18 protein-coding genes and 1 pseudogene are annotated in these 18447 nt (G+C 70.1%); 8 read left to right on the top strand and 11 right to left on the bottom strand.

Annotation, left to right across the window (positions count from 1 at the left end):
• Positions 1-14: 14 nt before the first annotated feature.
• The 3 genes from ABN273_RS40895 to ABN273_RS40885 are packed head-to-tail and all read left to right on the top strand — an operon-like array spanning position 15 to position 4223.
• On the top strand, positions 15-986 hold the full coding sequence (locus ABN273_RS40895; RefSeq protein ID WP_349454736.1) for an ROK family protein: 972 nt from the start codon (positions 15-17) through the stop codon (positions 984-986).
• Positions 979-1674: a D-sedoheptulose-7-phosphate isomerase gene (locus ABN273_RS40890; RefSeq protein ID WP_349454735.1), complete on the top strand. Its 696-nt coding sequence runs from the start codon at positions 979-981 to the stop codon at positions 1672-1674. Before ABN273_RS40895 ends, ABN273_RS40890 begins: the two co-directional genes overlap by 8 nt.
• On the top strand, positions 1671-4223 hold the full coding sequence (locus ABN273_RS40885) for an alpha-mannosidase (protein ID WP_349454734.1): 2553 nt from the start codon (positions 1671-1673) through the stop codon (positions 4221-4223). Before ABN273_RS40890 ends, ABN273_RS40885 begins: the two co-directional genes overlap by 4 nt.
• 10 nt (positions 4224-4233) lie before the next feature.
• On the opposite strand, the gene ABN273_RS40880 is transcribed toward ABN273_RS40885, so the two are convergent.
• Complete coding sequence (locus tag ABN273_RS40880; protein WP_349454733.1) at positions 4234-6417, bottom strand: beta-galactosidase; 2184 nt, start codon at positions 6415-6417, stop codon at positions 4234-4236.
• A gap of 215 nt (positions 6418-6632) precedes the next feature.
• Here ABN273_RS40880 and ABN273_RS40875 point away from each other — a divergent pair, with 215 nt between their 5' ends.
• Positions 6633-7607, top strand: coding sequence for a hypothetical protein (locus tag ABN273_RS40875; protein WP_349454732.1), 975 nt, complete (start codon positions 6633-6635; stop codon positions 7605-7607).
• A gap of 117 nt (positions 7608-7724) precedes the next feature.
• Here the strand turns inward: ABN273_RS40875 and ABN273_RS40870 are convergent, their stop codons facing one another.
• A complete protein-coding gene (locus tag ABN273_RS40870) occupies positions 7725-8072 on the bottom strand; it encodes a nuclear transport factor 2 family protein (protein WP_349454731.1) in 348 nt (115 codons plus the stop codon).
• Positions 8069-9475: an MFS transporter gene (locus ABN273_RS40865; protein WP_349454730.1), complete on the bottom strand. Its 1407-nt coding sequence runs from the start codon at positions 9473-9475 to the stop codon at positions 8069-8071. Before ABN273_RS40865 ends, ABN273_RS40870 begins: the two co-directional genes overlap by 4 nt.
• Before the next feature lie 101 nt (positions 9476-9576).
• Between ABN273_RS40865 and ABN273_RS40860 the strand changes: the two genes are divergently transcribed.
• Complete coding sequence (locus tag ABN273_RS40860) at positions 9577-10278, top strand: TetR/AcrR family transcriptional regulator (RefSeq protein ID WP_349454729.1); 702 nt, start codon at positions 9577-9579, stop codon at positions 10276-10278.
• Positions 10279-10338: 60 nt separating this feature from the next.
• On the opposite strand, the gene ABN273_RS40855 is transcribed toward ABN273_RS40860, so the two are convergent.
• From ABN273_RS40855 to ABN273_RS40845, 3 genes and pseudogenes are all read right to left on the bottom strand, one after another.
• Positions 10339-11025: an MFS transporter gene (locus tag ABN273_RS40855; protein ID WP_349454727.1), complete on the bottom strand. Its 687-nt coding sequence runs from the start codon at positions 11023-11025 to the stop codon at positions 10339-10341.
• Between the two features lie 118 nt (positions 11026-11143).
• Positions 11144-11557, bottom strand: a pseudogene (locus ABN273_RS40850) (DUF6157 family protein).
• A 33-nt stretch (positions 11558-11590) separates the two neighbouring features.
• Complete coding sequence (locus ABN273_RS40845; protein ID WP_349454726.1) at positions 11591-11878, bottom strand: MarR family winged helix-turn-helix transcriptional regulator; 288 nt, start codon at positions 11876-11878, stop codon at positions 11591-11593.
• On the opposite strand from ABN273_RS40845, the gene ABN273_RS40840 reads away from it, so the two are divergent.
• The 3 genes from ABN273_RS40840 to ABN273_RS40830 all read left to right on the top strand — a co-directional run bounded on the left by ABN273_RS40840 (position 11856) and on the right by ABN273_RS40830 (position 14177).
• Positions 11856-12341: an LLM class flavin-dependent oxidoreductase gene (locus tag ABN273_RS40840; protein ID WP_349454725.1), complete on the top strand. Its 486-nt coding sequence runs from the start codon at positions 11856-11858 to the stop codon at positions 12339-12341. The two genes, ABN273_RS40845 and ABN273_RS40840, sit on opposite strands and share 23 nt — an antisense overlap.
• Before the next feature lie 188 nt (positions 12342-12529).
• On the top strand, positions 12530-13426 hold the full coding sequence (locus ABN273_RS40835) for a HipA domain-containing protein (protein ID WP_349454723.1): 897 nt from the start codon (positions 12530-12532) through the stop codon (positions 13424-13426).
• A 154-nt stretch (positions 13427-13580) separates the two neighbouring features.
• Positions 13581-14177, top strand: coding sequence for an HIRAN domain-containing protein (locus ABN273_RS40830; RefSeq protein ID WP_349454721.1), 597 nt, complete (start codon positions 13581-13583; stop codon positions 14175-14177).
• Positions 14178-14192: 15 nt separating this feature from the next.
• On the opposite strand, the gene ABN273_RS40825 is transcribed toward ABN273_RS40830, so the two are convergent.
• The 5 genes from ABN273_RS40825 to ABN273_RS40805 form a co-directional block, all read right to left on the bottom strand.
• A complete protein-coding gene (locus ABN273_RS40825; protein ID WP_349454720.1) occupies positions 14193-14366 on the bottom strand; it encodes a hypothetical protein in 174 nt (57 codons plus the stop codon).
• 287 nt (positions 14367-14653) lie between these two features.
• A complete protein-coding gene (locus ABN273_RS40820; RefSeq protein WP_349454719.1) occupies positions 14654-15241 on the bottom strand; it encodes a GTP-binding protein in 588 nt (195 codons plus the stop codon).
• Entirely contained in the window at positions 15222-15599 is a 378-nt protein-coding gene (locus ABN273_RS40815) for a DUF742 domain-containing protein (RefSeq protein ID WP_349454717.1), read from the bottom strand. The genes ABN273_RS40820 and ABN273_RS40815 overlap by 20 nt, the downstream gene beginning before the upstream one ends.
• Entirely contained in the window at positions 15596-16015 is a 420-nt protein-coding gene (locus ABN273_RS40810) for a roadblock/LC7 domain-containing protein (RefSeq protein WP_349454716.1), read from the bottom strand. Before ABN273_RS40810 ends, ABN273_RS40815 begins: the two co-directional genes overlap by 4 nt.
• Complete coding sequence (locus ABN273_RS40805; RefSeq protein WP_349454714.1) at positions 16012-18348, bottom strand: sensor histidine kinase; 2337 nt, start codon at positions 18346-18348, stop codon at positions 16012-16014. The genes ABN273_RS40810 and ABN273_RS40805 overlap by 4 nt, the downstream gene beginning before the upstream one ends.
• Between the last annotated feature and the right edge of the window lie 99 nt (positions 18349-18447).

Here is an 18447-nt window from a genome sequence, read left to right as displayed (position 1 = left end):
CCGTCGGAGGCCCAATGGAGCACGATCTTCCCCCCGTCCTGTCGCTGGACATCGGTGGCACCAAGCTCGCCGCGGGCGTGGTCACCGGCGACGGCCTGATCCACGGCTGGCAGGTCACCCCGACGCGCAGGGAGCAGGGGCCGCGGCGGGTCCTGGTCAGGCTGTTCGACCTGGGCAGGAAGGCCATCGCAGAGGCGGGGCCGCCCCAGGTGGCGGCCGTAGGCATCTCCTGCGGGGGACCGCTGGACACCACGACCGGCGTGCTGGAGTGTCCGCCGCACCTGCCCGGGTGGATCGACGTCCCCGTGGGCGCGATGGCGGCGGAGGAGTTCGGCGTGCCGTCCGCGCTTGAGAACGATGCCACAGCCGCCGCCCTCGGCGAGTTCCGGTACGGCGCGGGCCGCGGCACCAGCACGATGCTCTACCTCACGATCTCCACGGGCGTCGGCGGCGGGTCCGTCATCGGCGGCCGCCTGCACCGGGGCGCGGCCGGCAACGGCGGCGAGCTGGGGCACGTCGTGGTGCGGCCGGGCGGGCGCAAGTGCTCCTGCGGCCGTCTGGGCTGCCTGGAGGCGTACGCGTCCGGCACCGCCATCGCCGAGCGCGCCCGCGAGGCCCTCGCCGCCGGTCGCGCCTCGTCCCTGTCCGCAATCGGGCTCCCGACGGCCGAGGACGTCTTCCGCGCCACCGAGGCGGGCGACGCGCTCGCGACCGAGGTGTGGAACGAGACCACATGGGCACTGGGCAGCGCGATCACGGATCTGGTGAACGCGTTCGAGCCGGAGCTCGTCGTCCTCGGCGGCGGCGTGACCCGTTCCGGCGCCCGGCTCTTCGACCCCGTACGCGCCGCCGTCGCCAGGGACGCCATGCCGCCCGCGGCCCGCACCGCCCGCATCGAGCCGGCCCAGCTGGGCGAGGGCGTCGGCGTGGTCGGCGCCGGCGCCGTGGCCCACGACCTTCTTGCCTCAGGGAAGCGCCATGCCTGACCCGATCCGCCTGCACTCACCCGCATCCCGGCCGAACGGGCTCGCCTCCCCTCCGGCCGGCATCTCGCCTCGGTCCAATGGGCACACGTCCCGATCCGGCGCGGCGCCCTCCGCCTCGGCGGCGGCGTCCGTGCTGGCCGAGCACGTCGAGGCCCACCTCGCCGCCGCCCAGGGCGTCGTGCGGCTGCTCCCGGCCGTGGAAGCCGCCGCGGACCTGCTCATCGAGGCGTTCACCCGGGGCGGCACCCTCTACACCCTCGGCAACGGCGGCAGCGCGGCCGACGCGCAGCACCTCACCGGCGAGCTGGTCGGCCACTACAAGCGCGACCGCCGCCCGCTCCCCGCCGTGACGCTCACGACCGACGCCACGGTCATGACGTGCATCGCCAACGACTACTCCTACGAGGACGTCTTCGCCAGGCAGGTCCGGGCCCTGGTCCGCCCGGGCGACGTCGTGGCCGCGTTCACGACCAGCGGCAACTCCCCGAACGTGGTCAGCGCCCTGGAAGCCGCACAGAGCAATGGCGCGGTCACGGTACTGTTCGGCGGCGGCGACGGTGGCGCCGCCGCCAAGTTCGCCGACCGCCTCCTCCTAGCTCCCTCCTCCGAGACCCCGCGCATCCAGGAGATCCACACACTGATGCTGCACATGATCAGCGAGAAGGTCGACGCATGGGCGGCCGCATGACCAGACCCTCGAACGCCCCCATGTCGAACGCCCCCTCGGGCAGCCAGCCCCGCGGTCTCCCGAGGGCGCAGAGGCCGGTGGCCACCCCCGACCGCACCTTGCACATGATCGGGAACGCGCACCTCGACCCGGTGTGGCTGTGGCCGTGGCAGGAGGGCTACCAGGAGGCGCGGGCGACGTTCTGGTCGGCGATCCACCGCATGGACGAGTACCCGGACTTCGTCTTCACCTGCGACCAGGTCGTCCTGCTGTCGTGGGTGGAGGAGTCGGACCCCGAGCTGTTCGCCCGCATCAAGGAGCGGGTCGCCGAGGGCCGCTGGGTCAACGTCGGCGGCTGGTGGGTGGAGCCCGACTGCAACATGCCGTCGGGGGAGTCGTTCGCCCGCCAGGGCCTGTACGGCCAGCGCTACCTGAAGGAGAAGTTCGGGGTCACGGCCACGGTCGGCATGAACGCCGACCCGTTCGGCCACAACGCCATGCTGCCCGCGATCCTGCGCGGCCAGGGCATGGACTCCTACTGCTTCCTGCGCCCGGGGCCGCACGAGAGCGAGCTGCCCGGCACGATGTTCTGGTGGGAGAGCCCCGACGGCAGCCGGGTGCTGGCGTACCGGATCCCGTTCGAGTACTGCAGCCCGCCCGGCGAGGTCGCGGGCCAGACCGAGAAGGCGCTCGGCCAGCTCGACCGCTCGCTCGGCGACCTGATGATCTTCTACGGCGTGGGCAACCACGGAGGCGGCCCCACCAAGGCGAACATCGAGTCCATCCACCGCTACGACCGGATGGGCACGTTCGGCGAGCTGACGATGTCCTCGCCGCGCCGCTACTTCGACGAGATGGCCAAGCGCCTGGGCGAGCAGGGCATGGCCGAGCTGCCGGTGTGGCGCGACGACCTGCAGCACCACGCGGCCGGCTGCTACTCCTCGCACTCCGGGATCAAGGCGTGGCAGCGTAGGGCGCAGGCGGCGCTGCTGTCGGCCGAGCGCTGGGCCGCCGTCGCGGGCCACGACGTACGCGAGGAGCTGGGGCGGGCCTGGAAACAGGTGCTGTTCAACCAGTTCCACGACGTGCTGCCCGGCTCGGCCATCGAGCCCGCCTACGACGACGCCCGCGACCAGCTCGGCGAGGCGGTCGCGATCTCGAAGCGGATCATCACCCGGGCGCACAACGTGATCGCCCGCGACATCGACGTGCCCGAGCAGCCCGGCACCCAGCCGGTGGTGGTCTTCAACCCGCACCCGTGGCCGGTCACGACCCGGGTCGAGATGCAGTACGGCCTCGCGCCCACCGGCGTGCGGGTCGTGGACGCCGACGGCCGGGACGTGCCCTGCCAGCGCACCCAGCCGGTCGCCACCACGGACGACAAGGGACGCGGCGCCACCGTGTTCCAGGCGGAGCTGCCCGCCCTGGGCTACCGCCTCTACCGGCTGCGCCAGGGCGAGACACCGTACACCAGCGGCCTGACCGCGTCCGAGCAGCACATCGAGAACGACGTGCTCCGCCTGGAGATCGACCCGGAGACGGGCTGGCTGGCCGGCCTGCTCGACAAGCGCACCGGCGTGGACCTCGTGGCCGGGGCGGCGGGCGAGCACACGCAGATCTGCGCGGACCCGACCGACACCTGGGGACACCGCGTGGTGTCCTACGACTGGCCGGGCGAGGCGATGACGACGACCCGCATCGTGCTGCGCGAGAGCGGCCCGCTGCGTGCCCGCATCCGCGTCGAGCGCGAGTGGGGCCGCTCCACGATGGCCGAGGAGTTCATCCTGGGCGTCGGGGACGACGCGGTGGAGGTGCGGGTCACGCTCGACTGGCGCGAGCAGGCGCATCTGATGAAGCTGCGCTTCCCGGTCGCGCTGGAGAGCCCGGTGGCCACGTACGAGATCCCGTTCGGGCACCTGACCAGGCCGATCGACAGCGCCGAGGAGCCCGCGCAGTCGTGGGTGGACCTGTCCGGAGCCGGAGCGGGCCTCGCCGTCGTGAACAACGCCAAGCACGGCTACGACGTCTCCCCGCCGGCCCCGGGCCGCGGCCACAGCATCGGCATCACCGCCGTGCGCAGCCCGGTCTACGCCTGGCACGACCCGCGCCTCCTCGACCCCGACGGCTACTACTCGTACCAGGACCAGGGGGTGCAGCGGTTCACGTACCTGCTGGTGCCGCACGCGGGCGACTGGCGCGCCGCCGGGCTCACCCGCCGGGCCGCGCTGCTCGGCTCCCCGGTACGCGCGATGCTGGAGAGCTTCCACGACGGTACGCTCCCGGCGGCGCGCGGCCACCTGGACGACGGCGGCGGCCAGGTCATGGTGACCGCGGTCAAGCTGCACGAGGACACGCCGCGCGACCTGGTCGTCAGGGCCGTCGAGAGCACGGGCCGGGCCGCCCTGGCGACCCTCGACATCCCGCTGGCCCGGATCCGACTCACGGCGGACTTCGGGCCGAACCAGATCCGTACGTTCCGGATCCCGCTCGACGATCCGCTCTCCGCGGTGGAGACGGACCTGGTCGAGCTGGGCGTCCGCAAGGGCGCGTGCACGGTGGAAGCCTGGTGATCGACGGCGCCTACCGGCGGAGTGCGCCCAACGGGTGCGCGCGGTAGTCGATCATCGTGGCGTCGAGGATGCGGGCGCCTTCGGACCCTCTCGCGGCCTCGGGCAGCCAGACCGGCGTGTCCGGTGTGAGCGGATAAATCATGACCTCGACCGTTTCGACGCCGCCCGAGATGTCGATGTCCCAGGGCGCGCCGTCCCAGTACAGGTCCTCCGTGCGGTCGCCGGCCCTGGCCACCGCCACGTCGCCGACCAGGTCGAGGCGGAGCAGCGTGCGCTCGCCGCCCGGGGGCACGGTGATCGTGTAGCGGGCCGCGTGGGCGGCCAGCGTCTCCGGATCGGGCGCGGAGGCGCGACCCGGGACGGTGATCGGGCGGGCCGGCGGTGGCGTGGCCTCGGCCGTCCGCACGATCTTCACCGGGGCGGGGGCCGCCGGATGGTCGAGCTGGTGGCGCTCGAAGGCGCCGTCCGTGAGGATCTCGACGGTGGCGGGGCCGGTGGTGATGGCGGTCAGCGCGCCGTCGGCCTCGACGATGTCGGCGTCGGAGATGACGAGCCGGCCGCCGGGCGTCCAGGCGCGCCGGGCGTCGGCCGCGTCGAGGACCAGCAGGCGCAGCCGGGCCCCGTCGGGGGTCTCGACGGTGATCGGCTCGCGGCTCGGCAGGTCCTCCAGGATCACCTCGCCGTCCCGCTCCAGGGCCGGATGGCCGGTGACGGACGTGCCCGCGGGCAGGGAGAGGTGGGCGGGGATCCCGTCGGTTCTCGTCAGGACCAGTACGGAGTCCTCCACAAGCGTCAGGACGCCGAGGGTCGCCCAGTTGATCGTGACCCCGCGGACGTCGAGATTGACCGGCCAGCAGAAGAACGCGCCGCTGGGGACGTCCACCGGGCGGTGCGGGAAGCGGACGCGGGCCTCGTCGAGTTCGACGTCGAAGCGCACGTCCCGGTGCGCGGGCAGCGGCTCGTACGGCTGGTGGTTGTTGACGAAGACGAACCCGCTGCGCCCGTCCGAGCGCAGCGACCAGCGCAGCGACTCCTGGCCGGGGATGGTGGCGTTCATGGCGGCCAGGCGGTCGCCGAACGCGGCCAGGAAGGCGTGCTGGTTGCGCAGCAGGTGGAAGCTGTCGCGGGTCTGCAGGTGAGCCCCGATGGGGGCGTGGAAGTCGTAGTTGAACTCCGGCAGCTCGTTGGGGTAGCCGGTGGCGTGCGACTCCTGCAGGCCCGGGCGCGGGTTGGCGCCTCCCGCGTACATGTAGTAGCCCTGCCAGGCCGAGCCGCTGCCCAGCTTGGTCAGCGCCACCGCGGCGATGTCCGCCCCTTCGAGCAGCGGGCGGCGGTGGTACGCGGTGGCCATGCCGCCGCCCAGCTCGCACGTCGCGGCCGGGAAGTCCGGGTGCTTGACGCCGCCCGCGCGGTCCCCGGCCAGGTCCTTGCCGATGCCCGGGTCGTCCCACTGGTGGGAGAAGCGGAAGTGGGCGCGGAAGGAGTCGTCCCAGCCGTCGGCCGTGTCCACCCAGAAGCCGTCCGCGTAGCCGCCGTACAGGGGGAAGACGTCGCCGACGGGCAGGTCCGCGCTGCCCCAGGCGGTGGCCGTCCAGAGCGGGGCGTGCAGGCCGGACTCGCGGGCGATCCGCTTCAGCGTGCGGAGGTGGCCCGGCTGGTCGTACAGCTCGTTCTCGAGCTGGATCCCGATGATCGGCCCGTCAGGTCCGCACAACGGGCCGAGCTGCCTCCCCAGGTGGCCGAACCAGGCCCGCACCTGCTCCAGGTACGCCGGGTCGTCGCGGCGGGCCGGAGCGACCCAGTCGGGCAGGCCGCCGTTGCGGACCTCGCCGTGGCACCAGGGCCCGACGCGCACGATCGCCTCGAGCCCCGTCCGCAGGCAGAGCCCGACGAACGCGGCCACGTCCAGCCCGCCGTCGAACACCGGCTCCCGGTCCGCGTGTTCCTGGTGGTGGATCCAGAAGACGTACGTGGAGACCACGTTCACCCCGCCCGCCTTGACCAGGCGCAAGGCGTCCTGCCAGCGCTCGCGCGGCACCCGGCTGTAGTGCAGCTCGCCCGTCACGGGGATCCACCGGCGGCCGTCACGCCAGAGGGAGCGGTCGGTGAGGGCCAGTCCGGGCCGGGGGTCGTCGGTGTTGGCCATGGCGGGCCGGGTCTCCGGCCGGTCCCAGGGGGTGTGTCGCACGGGCATCCGACCATTGTCCACACCGCTCGGGAGGGCGCATTCAGGGGGTTCGGCAACGCCCGCTTCCGCGCCGCCACCGGCTCGGCGCCGCGCTACCCCAGCGCGCGAGAGGGCCCGCTCGCTTTACATCCTGAACATCATTACATCAGTTGTAAGTTTGCTCCAAGTGGTGTTACCTGGGAGTCGTGACAACAACTCACCAGATGCCCTTACGTGCTCGCGTGGCGCCCGCGATCGGGCTGGCACTCCTGGCGCCGCTGCACGCGGAGATCCTGATGGGGAACTCCACGATCACCAATGTCGTGGTGGTCGTCGCGCTGATCCCTCTGTACGGCACCGGCGCCCTGTTCATCCGCGAGGCGGTCCGGCGGACGGGGCGCGGCTGGCCGACCATGCTGGCGTTCGCCCTGGCGTACGGGATGTGCGAGGAGGCGTTCCTCACCCAGACCCTCTGGGACGAGAACTGGGCCGGCGTCCGCATCCTCGACTACGGCTACCTTCCCGCGCTGGGGACGGGACTGCCGTGGGTGATGTTCATGGCGGGCGTGCACACCATCTGGAGCATCGGCGCCCCGATCGCGATCATGGAGACGCTGGCCGGCTCGCGCTGCACCACGCCGTGGCTGGGGAAGCGCGGTTTCTGGGCCGTGGCCGTGATCTTCGTGCTCTACTTCGGTTTCGGTGCCTTCGACACTCTCAACCGCAAGGGCATGCTCGCCGGCCCGCCCCAGAACATCGTGGCGGCCGTAGTGGTCGCCGGGCTCGTCGTGCTCGGCCTGCGCCTGCGTCGCAGCGCCCCCACAGCCGAGGGCAGGGCGCCCGGCCCGTGGGCGGTGCTCGCCTTCGCCCTGGTGGCCGGCGCCGTCTTCGTCCTCCTCTACGCGGTCGACCCCACCGGCCTGTCGCCGTGGCTGGCGATCCCCATCCCGGCCTGGGTCAGCGTGCTCATCTACCTGGCCCTGTTCGCCACGGTCGGCGCCCTGGTCAGGCACTGGTCGCACCGGTCCAACTGGTCGGACGCGCACCGGCTCGCGCTGGCGGCGGGGGCCACGCTCACGTACGCGTGGCACTCCTTCCCGTGGAAGGTGATCTCGACCGAGCCGGTGAGCCTGGCGGCCGACCTGACCAGCAACGCGATCATGACGGCCGCCGCGATCGTGCTGCTCGTGATCGCGGCTCGCCGGGTCTCCACGTGAGGGCCGGCCCGCAGACCGTCGCCGCGGGCTGAGGGGACGCTTTGGGCGCCCGCCTCAGCCCTGCGCGGCGAGGGCGAGCGTCAGCCGACCGCCCGGACCCGGCCGCACGACCAAGGTCTAGCTGAAGAACCCGACCACGCGGCGGATGCGGTCGCCCTCGAACTCCACGACGTCGTAGCCGGTGGCCACAGGCGTGTCCGAGCCCGGCGCGCCCAGCCTCCAGGTGAACAGCGCCGTGTCGTGATGGGCGCCGATCAGCGTGCCGAGGGTGAACACCAGATCGCCGAACTTCTCCTGAGCCCGGCCGATCGCCTCCGACAATTCGCCGTGCCCCCGCAGCCCGGCGTAGTCGGGGTCGGAGTAGACCGAGTCGTCGGTCAGCACGTCCTTGATGAGGACGTCACGGGCGGCGGCGTCCCGCTCGTTCCAGACGTCGAGGTACTTGCCGATGAGGTCGTTGATCATGATGTGGTTCCTTTCACGGTTGGTTCGAGCACGAGAGCGATGAGGCCGCCCGCGGCGGTGACGGCCGCGGCCGCCCAACCGGCCGCCTGCAGGCCGCCGAGCATCCCGGTGGCCTGGCTCGCGGTGGCGACGGCGACGAAGACCGCCAGCCCGATCGCGCCGCCGACCTCCTTGGCCGTGCTGGCCAGGCCGGAGGCGACGCCCTGCTGCTCGGGCGCCACCCCGGCGCCGGCCGAGGCGAACAGCGCGACGAAGGCCACGCCGCCGAAGAATCCCCAGACGACGCTGCCGGGCAGCAGCGTCCAGAATCCGCCGCCGCTGGACATGCCGGCGGTCAGCACGCCGATCCCGGCTCCGGTGCCGAGCATCCCGGTGCTGAGCGTCGTACGGACTCCCCACCTGCCGAGCAGCACCGGCGCGACCTTCAGCGCGGCGGCCATGCAGACGAGGGTGAGCGGCAGGAACGTCAGCCCCGCCGCGAGGGCGCTGTAGCCGAGGACCGGCTGCAGGTATGAGGTGAGCACGTAGTAGCCGCCGCCCAGCGTGCCCTGGAACACGGCGATCACGATCATCGTGGTGGCCGGGCCGCGCCGGCGCAGCAGCCGCGGCGGGATCAGCGGATCCCGGGTACGCGACTCGGCCAGCAGCAGCAACCCCAGCAGCGCCACGCCGGCGGCCAGCGCCCCGGCGCCGCGTACCGATCCCCATCCCGACTCCGGCCCGCTCGCCAGGCCGAACACGAGCAGCGTCGAGCCCGACGTGGCCAGCAGCGCCCCCGGCAGGTCGAACCCGCCCGGCCTGGACGCCTCTCCGGGGTCGGGCTGAAGCAGGCGGGGCGCCGCCGCGGCGGCGCCGATGGCCAGTGGGACGTTCACGAAGAACACCCACTCCCAGCCCAGGTAGTTGGTCAGCACGCCGCCCAGCAGCGACCCGGCGGCCAAACCCGCGCTCCCCGCCATGCCCCAGGCGCCCAGGGCCCGGTTGCGCGCGGCCCCTTCCTCGAACCCGCGGTAGATCAACGCGAGCGTGGCCGGCGTGAGCAGCGCCCCGCCGGCGCCCTGGACGGCACGGGCCACGACCAGCGCCGCGGATCCCGTCGCCAGGCCGCCCGCGAGCGAGGCCACGGCGTACAGCGACAGGCCGAGCACGAACATGCGCCGCGCGCCCAGCTTGTCGACGGCCCGGCCGCCGAGCAGCAGCAGCCCGCCGAGCCCGATGGCGTACGCGCTCACCACCCACTGCACGGATCGCGCGCTGAAGCCCAGGGCCGCTCCGATGTCGGGGAGCGCCACGTAAACGATGTTGTAGTCAAGAGCCACGATGAGCTGGGTGAACGCCAGGAGCGCCAGCCTGAGCCCGGAACGGCCCGCGTCGGTCGGCGCACGAGAGGCGGAAAGCGTCACGAGAGGTCTCCTCAGGAGGGATTTTTATACGGCGAATGATTTTTACACACCGTTCAATCTCAACACGCAGAACAGTAGCCCAACTCTGTAGACTGTCAAGGGTGGGTGATCAGACGATGAGCAGGCGCGAGCGGCTGCGCGCGGAGACCACGGCGGAGATCAAGGAGATCGCGCTCAAACTCATGGCCGCCGGCGGCCCGGACGCCATCTCGCTACGTGCCATCGCGCGCGAGATGGGCATGACCGCCGGCGCGATCTACAGCTACTACGCCACCCGCGACGACCTGGTCACCACGCTCATCGCCGACCTCTACACGGCCCTGGTGGACGCGGCCGAGTCCGCCCGCGACGCCGTGCCCGTCGAAGACCCGGGCGGCCGCGTCCTGGCCTGGGCGGAAACCGTACGGGAGTGGGCGCTACGCAACCCGGAGGGGTTCCGCCTCATCTACGGCGACGCGGTCCCCGGCTACCAGCCCCCGGCGGACGGCCCGGCGAGGGAGGCCGAACACCGGGCCTGCCGGGGCCTCACCGGCCTGGTCGCGGCGGCCTGGCACGGGCCGGACAAGGGCGAGTACGACTGGTCACACTTCGACCCGGACCTGGCGGAAGACATTCAGGCCACGTTCCCGGGCCTGCCGCCGGACGCGGTGGCGCTCACGGTCCGGGTGTGGGGCCGCATGCACGGGCTGGTCTCCCTGGAGATCTACGGCCACCTGCGCACGCTCACCCACGAGCCCGCCGCGATCTACCGCGACGAGATGACCGCCCTGATCGCGTCCCTCGGCTTGACGCCACCCGCCTGAAGCTCGATCCGGGCCGGCAGGTCCTGAGGCCGGCCGCCGAGGACGCGGACGATATTCCGGTCAGGCCCCCGGAGGGGCGTTCCACGGCCGTTGCGCGGCTGGCGGATGGGGCATGCCCGACGAACTGGGCTGCCCGGCTCGCCGGGTCAGGAGCAGCACGAATCCGCTGACGGCGGTGGCAATCAGCCCCACGATCAACGGAAGTATCGTGATCATGTATCCCCACCTCCACGCCAACGCGCTCGACAGCCCGTGATTGATGATCGGGCCAAGAATCAGGGCGAGGACACCAAGACCTGCAAGTATGCCGACCAGCGCGCCCGAGTGGCGGCCCGCCCGACGCGTGAATGCCACCGTCGCCCCCACCGCGCCGCCGCCACCGAGCCCGCTCAGCACCCGGCCGATCAGATAGATGCCGGAGTCGGGGGCGAACGCGTTCAGCAGCACCCCGATGATCATTAAGGCGATGGCCGCCGTGCCCACTGTCGTCAGCAGACGTCCACCAAGGCCAACGCCCAGCGCCCCACCCGCTGCCGCGCTGACCAGATACGCAACGAGAGTCATGACCAGGGTGGTTTGGCTGGACAAACCCAGATCTGACTGCAGTGAAAGCCGCGCTGCGGGTCCGAAGGGCATCGTCAGCAGGTAGAGACCGGTAAGCGCAGCGATCCCTGGGCCGATCAACGCCCATGCCGGTCGCTCCCCGCCCGGCAGAGCGGCATTCCTTTGCGGTTGATGATCGTGCATGGGGATCAGTTTGCATCGGGCTTGACTGCCGCGTCCATCCCGCTGCAAGGTATGCCGAACGCGGAGTGGGACGCCTGAGAGGAACCGGCAACCCCCGAAGGAATTCCGGCGTCGGCCACTAAGCGCGACGCGAACGAAAGGCCTTGAGCACCGTCACTTCGCCGCTCTCGAGGATGGCCCTGTACTCCTCGGACTCCATCGGGCACAGGGTTGTCCGGCCCTCGGCGTCGGCCAGCAAGCCGAACCCCTACTTCTTGGGCAGCGGCGAGCCCCGCAGGCACGGCTGGTCCTTGGCGAAGAAGGCGTCACGCAGCGCGCTCACCTCGTCGTCCGTCTTGTCCTCGAAACCCGGCTGGCGCATCAGCCAGGACAGGAACAGGACGTCCTCCTGGGTCAGCTGGAACGGCCGATCGCGGAGCAGTTCGTACTGCAGCACGGCAACGGTCTTCTTGCCACCGCGGAGGGGCGGCACCACGCTGCTCCGCACGGGGCAGTCGTCGGCCACGGCGATCAGAGTGTCCAGATAGTTCACGGCTCCATGATGCTGCGGGAAAGGGATCGCTCGTCACGATCCCTTCGCAGGATCCCCGCCCTCGGCCTCCGGCAAGTGCGCGAGCACAGTCTCTGCGATCGTCCCCAGGGTCTGGATCTGCTCGGGAGAGAGCAGGTCGATGAAGTGTCGGCATACGGACTCCACGTGTGCGGGCGCGGCCTCCTGGATGGCGCGCAGGCCGCCCTCCGTCAGCACGATCATCGCCCCCCGCGCGTCGCCCTCGAACTCCTCCCGCCGGACCATCCCCCGCTGCTCCATCCGGGAGAAGGTCGACGGCATGGTGGAGGCGATCGACATCATCCGTGGGCTGTGGTCGGAGCCTCGCTTCACATACGAGGGCACCCGCTATCACACGTACAAGGCTGCCATGGAGCCCAAGCCTGCCGGTTCCATCCCGATCTGGCTCGGCACGTACGGCAAGCGCGCCCTGGACGCGACCGGCAGGCTGGCCGACGGCTGGATCCCGTCCCTCGGCTTCGCCCCGCCGGAGCAGGCGGCCGTCATGCGGGAGCGAATCCTGTCCCACGGGCGCGCGGTGGAGTGTGTGTACAACGTTCCCTTCCGTATCGGGGAGCGCGCGGGCGGTGCCGCGGTGGTGGCGGGCTCACCGCAGGAGGTGACCGACCGGCTCGCCGGCTTCGCCCGCCTGGGCTTCACGTCGATGAACTTCATGCCCGTGGGGCCGAACCCCCGCGAACAGTCCGAACGCCTGGCCATGGAGATTCTCCCGGCTCTACGCGCCACGGCCACCTCGTCCTCGTGACACTCGAGGCGACGGGGCCGACCGCTCGCGTCTGGGCCTGAAACCGAGTACGAAACACCATTTGACGATGGCCTTTGGGCCCTGGTCTGTGACAAGCGCTCCTAGTACGTGCGTCGCGGCAAAGCCTTATTTGGTACAAAAGGACAACGCCACAACTTGGTGTGATCATTCATGTACGCTCCCTCTTCGTGGTCAAACCCTTTCCTGTGGTGGATGTGACTGACTGGGCAGTCGATCTTTACGAAGCCGATGGTTCCGGGGAGAAGATTTGGCTTGTTGCGGATGGACCGGATCGTCGGCGCGCCCTGTTCAAGCCGAATGTTCGGAATGACACTGCAGAACAAGCGGATCATTGGCCGGAGAAGCTCGCCTCGGAAGTGGCGACTGTGCTGAACGTTCCCAGGGCTGACATCGACCTGGCCGTCAGATCCGGTCGGAGAGGATGCGTGTCCTACGACGTCAAGCCTCCTGGCTGGCAGCTGCAGCCTGGATTCCTCCTGCTCACTGAGTTTCTGAAGGAGGATCATGACCCAATGGACAAACAGCATAAAGGACACACGCTGCAAAATGTCCGAGCCGCCTTGCAGGGCTACGGCCAGCCGCCTGGTTTTTGTGGGCCGAGCACGTTCGGTGCCTTTGACGTGTTCGTCAGCTATGGCGTGTTGGACGCTCTGATCGCCAACCGTGATCGGCATCCAGCGAACTGGGCCGTTCTGATTGGCGCAGAATGTGGCGAATTGTTGCTGTGTCCCTCCTACGATCATGCAACCAGCCTCGGGTTCAGCCTCACAGATGCGGATCGGTGCAGAATTCTGGCTGGGGCGAGAGACTGGGAGGCCTTCCTCCGGAGGGGTACTGCCTGGCGGTTCGAGGGGTGTCGTAAGGTTACGCTGACGGAGTTCGCGAAAACGGCTTTGGGCCTTGTCGGGACGCAGGTTCGTGAGTACTGGCTTGAGCGGGTGGCAGCCTGTGGAAAAGATCTTGTGGGGGATCTGGCGGCACGGGTCCCGGAAATGTCGGAGGCAGCCCGTACGTTCGCGGTGGAGCTCATAGACGCCAACAGGAGGAGGTTGCTCAGTGGGTAACCCGCCCCAGTCCTCATCGTTGCGCGCACGCGGGACGACGAGTTCCCCTCGGCTGGTAGTCGCCCTCCAAGATCGGGGATCACGTCGGATCGCTCCGATTGGATTCCTGGAGCAGACTGACGAGGGCTACGCGTTCGCCTACCTCCATCGAGTGATGGACATGCCAGGCTTCAGACCTTTGCTCGGATTCGGCGACCTCGAGCGCCGCTACGAGTCCGCGACCCTGTTCCCGCTGTTCAACCAGCGGCTGATGAGCCCTCGGCGCCCCGATTACGACGCTTACCTGACGGTGCTCGGCCTGCCCGATGGCTCGCCGCCGCTGGCCGTGCTTGGCCGTTCCGGCGGTCGAAGGGCTGGAGACGCAATCTTCCTGGTCCCTGAGCCGCAGGTTGATGAGAATGGCCGAACGTGCACGTTCTTCTTCGTGCACGGCCTCCGCCACGTGGAAGGCGCAGAGTCGCGGATCTCCATGCTCCGCGAAGGTGACGCTCTTGAGCTGCGCGATGACCCGACGAACCCCGTCAACAGGCAAGCGTTGCTGGTCACCCGCGAAGGCGGCGAGCTCGGTTGGGTGCCGGATCTGCTGCTTGACTACGTGCACCATGTCCGAGACACCGGAGACATCGCCATCCGGGTTGCCCAGGTCAACGGCGCCGACGCGCCGCCGAATCTGCGGTTGAGGGTCCGGCTCGACGGCTCGGTGCCATGTGGCTACGTGCCATTCCGCGGAGAGGAATGGGCCACTTTCTGATGACTTGATCGTCCGTCACCTACCGGAGCTGCCCTCCGAACTGTTGTCGGCGTGTAGGCGAACTCGACGTTGTTTGCCGCCGCCCAGCCGCTGACCCGGCTGTCCTTCTTCGTCGTCAGGTGCGGAGATCTTCGCCACGGGCATGCTCAGCGCGGACAGCAGCACCATCTGGGCCCGCAGCCAGGTCACTACCGATCCGGTGCCCCTGTGGTTGATCCGCAGCAGGCGTCGCCTTTCGTCATCGTCGATCTCGCCCGGGGATCGGGGCCGTAGCCTCGATCCCCGATCAAAGTCGCCCGAGCGCCAGCGAGGACCCCTCGGGGCGGGCTCCAGCAGGCCCGCCCGGTAACCAGGCAACGGGCGGGTGATGGCGAGCGGGGGGTCGAAGGGGGGCGTGAGCCCCCCTGGGAGGCGCTGTCTGGAATCCCGCGCGCGAAGCGCCCCCCATGGAAGGCCTTGCTCGCCCCCCGCGACCCCTAGCTTCCGACTGGTTCGGCGCGGAGACGGGCCGAGTGCTTGACCAAGCTGATCAAGACTTCGCGGCTCGAGTCCTTCTTCCGGGCGTCACACATGATGATGGGGATCGACGGGTTCAGCTGCAGCGCCAGGCGTACCTCGTCCAGCTCGAACGTAGGCGCCCCCTCGAAGCAGTTGACCGCCACCACGAACGGCGTGCCCCGCCGCTCGAAATAGTCCACCGAGGGGAAGCAGTCCGCCAGCCGCCGGGTGTCCGCCAGGATGACGGCGCCCAGCGACCCTTCGGCCAGTTCGTCCCAGACGAACCAGAACCGCTCCTGCCCGGGCGTGCCGAACAGGTACAGGACGTAGTCGGTGCCCAGCGTGATCCGGCCGAAATCCATCGCCACGGTCGTGGTGCGTTTGGCCTCCACCGAGGTGAGGTCGTCCACGCCGATCCCGCGGTCGGTCAGGACCTCCTCGGTGCGCAGCGGCCGGGTCTCGGAGACCGCGCCCACCATCGTCGTCTTGCCCGCGCCGAAGCCGCCCGCGATCAGGATCTTGATCGCCGTCGGCAGGCGCGGACGCTCAGAGCGACCGAAGGCCATCGAGCACCGCCCTGTACATCTTCATGTCATGCATGTCCACCTCGGATTGTGGTTCCTGCGCAGAGACGAGTTCGCGGTCGAACAGGTCACCGAGCAGCACCCGGATCGTGCCGGCCGGCAGATCGAGGTACGCGGCGATCTCGGCGACGGACTTGGGCTCGCGGCAGAGCTGGAGGATCCGCAGGTGCTCCGGATCCAGCCCGGCGTCGGGGCCTGGGGGTGGGCCCACCGCGAGGGCCATGGAGATCAGGTCGAACCGGCCGTGCGCGGGCTGCGTGCGGCCACGGGTGACCACGTAGGGCCGGATGATCTCCGGATCCACCCAGTGCTCGTCCGTCGGTTCGTCCGCGCCTCTCACCGGTCGCTCCCGGCGATGGCCTCGGCGTTGCGGGCGCCCGAGGTGAGGTACTGGCCGACGCGGGCCACCAGCATCGCCATCTCGTACGCGATCAGCCCGATGTCGGCGTTCTGCGCGCACAGCACGGCCAGGCAGGCCCGCTCGCCGGCCGTGGTCACGATGAGGAACTGGTGCTTCCACTCCACGACCGTCTGCCGTACGGTGCCGCCGGAGATCTGGTCCGAGACACCCTTCGCCAGGCTCTGCAGCCCGGAGGCGACGGCGGACAGGTGCTCGCCGTCGGTCCGCTGCAACCCGGCAGAAGAGGCCATCAGCAGGCCGTCGGACGACAGCACGATGGCGTGCTCGGCCTCCTTGACACGGCCGACGAGGTCGTCGAGCAGCCAGTTGAGATCAGTGCCGGGGGAGGGGGTCATGCCTCACCTCTCGACTGCTCGTCCAGCATCTTGGCGGCCTCGCTCCGGCCAAGACGTGTGCCTGACTGCAGAGATCCCATCATCGCGCGGATCTCCTCCGGCGAGCGCTCGTCATCGTCCTCCTCGAAGTCGGGCTGCGTGGGCGTCTCGTCCCGCAGCGCTGGCGCCAGGTTGGTCTGGGGCACCCGCAGGGGCAGCCCATTCGACGTGAACTCGGTCACAGGCCTCTGCTCCGGTTCGGCCGGCGTTTCGGGTTCTGATTCCACAGGGGCGAGCGAAGGCAGGGGGGCCGGCGAGGGCACGGGGGCAGGGGCGGGCTCCGGAGGGGGAGCCTGGCGCGCGGGCTTGAGCGTGCGTACGTTCTCCGCGGTGACCGGCCGGATCGCGGTGGCCACGGCCGTCGTCCTGCGCGGCAGGCGCTCGCGCTGCTCGCCGCTCTGCGGCTCGGGCGTGGGGTCGAGCTGTACGAGCTCCTGCGGCAGCAGCACCACGACCGTTGTCCCGCCGTACGGCGACGCCTTGAGCACCACCTGGATCTCGTGGCGCTTGGCGAGCTGGCTGACCACGTAGAGGCCCAGCCGGGCGGTGCCGGTGATGCGGAACTCGGGCGGTTCCGCGATGCGCGCGTTGTTGGCCTCCAGGTCCTCGGGCTTCATGCCCAGGCCGCGGTCCTCGATCTCGATCACGTACCCGTTGGCCACAAGCTGGCCACTGACCTGCACGTTCGTGTACGGCGGCGAGAACGACACGGCGTTCTCGATCAGCTCGGCGAGCAGGTGGATGACGTCACCGACCGCGCGGCCGACGAGCACGACGTCGCCCATCGGCATGAGTGTGACGCGGGTGTAGTCCTCGACCTCGGCCAGGGCGCCGCGGACGACGTCGACCATGGGGACCGAGCGGCGCCACGTACGGGCCGGGGCCGAGCCGGAAAGGACGATGAGGTTCTCCGCGTTGCGCCGCATGCGGATGGCGAGGTGGTCGAGCCGGAAGAGCTCCTTCAGCTCCTCGGGGTCGGTCTCGCGGCGCTCCATCACGTCGAGCACGGTGAGCTGCCGGTGGACCAGGCCCTGCGTCCTGCGGGCCAGGCTGAGCAGGATGTCGCGGATGCTGCGGCGCAGCTCGGCCTGCTCGGCCGCGACGCTGATCGCGGTGCGCTGCACGGTGTTGAACGCCTGGCCCACCTGGCCGATCTCGTCGTCGCCGAAGTCCAGGTCCGGGGCTTCCTTGGCCAGGTCGACCTCCTCGCCGCGGCCGATGCGCTCGACGACGCCGGGCAGCCGGTCGTCGGAGAGCTCATGGGCGGCGTCGCGCAGCTTCTGCAGCTGGGCGAACAGGGCGCGGGCCGTGGTGATGGACAGGATGATCGAGGCAATGACCGCGATGAGGCCGAGACCGCCGGCCAGGACCAGCCGGACGACCACGTTGACGGCGACGGGCACCGCCTGATCGACCATGCGGTCTCCCCCGGTGAGCACCAGGCTGTTGAGATCGGCCAGGGCGCGGTCGGCGGTCGTCTTCCACTGCTCGGCGGTGAACGGCAGGGTCCCGGTGCTCGGGTCCTGCTCGGAGAGCAGTGTTTCCAGGCTCCTGAGACGGGTGAACGACTGGCCGTTGACGACCTTGTCGTAGTTGGCCTTCTCGTCGGGGGTGAGATCGGCCGCTGCCTGGTCGGCGAGGACGCGCCAGGCTCCCACGGTCTGCGTGAACTGCGCGTGCTCCGCGGTGGTCAGCCGGCCCTCGGCGAGCGCGCCGGCGATCAGCGCGTCTTCCCTGGTGATCACCTCTCGGGCCCGGCTCAGGCCGAGGAGCGTGCGGATGCCCTTGGCGATGGTCTTGTCGTCAAGGGTTGCCAGTGAACCGTAGAGGCCGTAGACGGAGTCGATGACGTCGCCGTAGGACCTCGTCGCCCGGATCTTGTCCGTCTGCCCCGAGTCGATGGCCTGCCGGGTCTGCTTCAGGGTGTCGAGTTGCCCGAACACGTCGGCGAGCCGCCTGGCTCCTTCTTCGTCCAGGGCGAAGTCGACCACGCTCGAGGCCGCCGACTCCTTGAAGGCGGTGATCAGGCGGTCGGTCTGCTTGCGCTGGTTTTCCAGGTCCTTGCGGGTCCGGATGCCCGCGTTGGCCAGCTTGACGACCGAGACTCGCCGTTCCTTCTGCAGTTCGACCAGGAGCGGCTCGCTGGGTGAGACGATGCTGGAGTCGAGCTGGGAGACCCAGAGCAGGTTGACGCCCTCGCGAAGGGTGACCCACGCAGCGAAGGCCCACAGCGCCGCGAGCGAGAGAAGCAGAGCCGTGACTTTGGTCCGCAGTCGTGTATTGCGGAAGCCCATTGTACCTACCCTGTGAAAGTCATTTCGTGTGCTGACCACCAGGACATGCAGCGGCATACCGGGCGCCTACGATCAAGGAACTTTAGCGCAGCTCAAAGC

The sequence above is a fragment of the Nonomuraea sp. B19D2 genome (assembly GCF_040137845.1).
Lineage (GTDB): Bacteria > Actinomycetota > Actinomycetes > Streptosporangiales > Streptosporangiaceae > Nonomuraea.
This window is presented reverse-complemented; position numbering and strand designations above follow the sequence as displayed.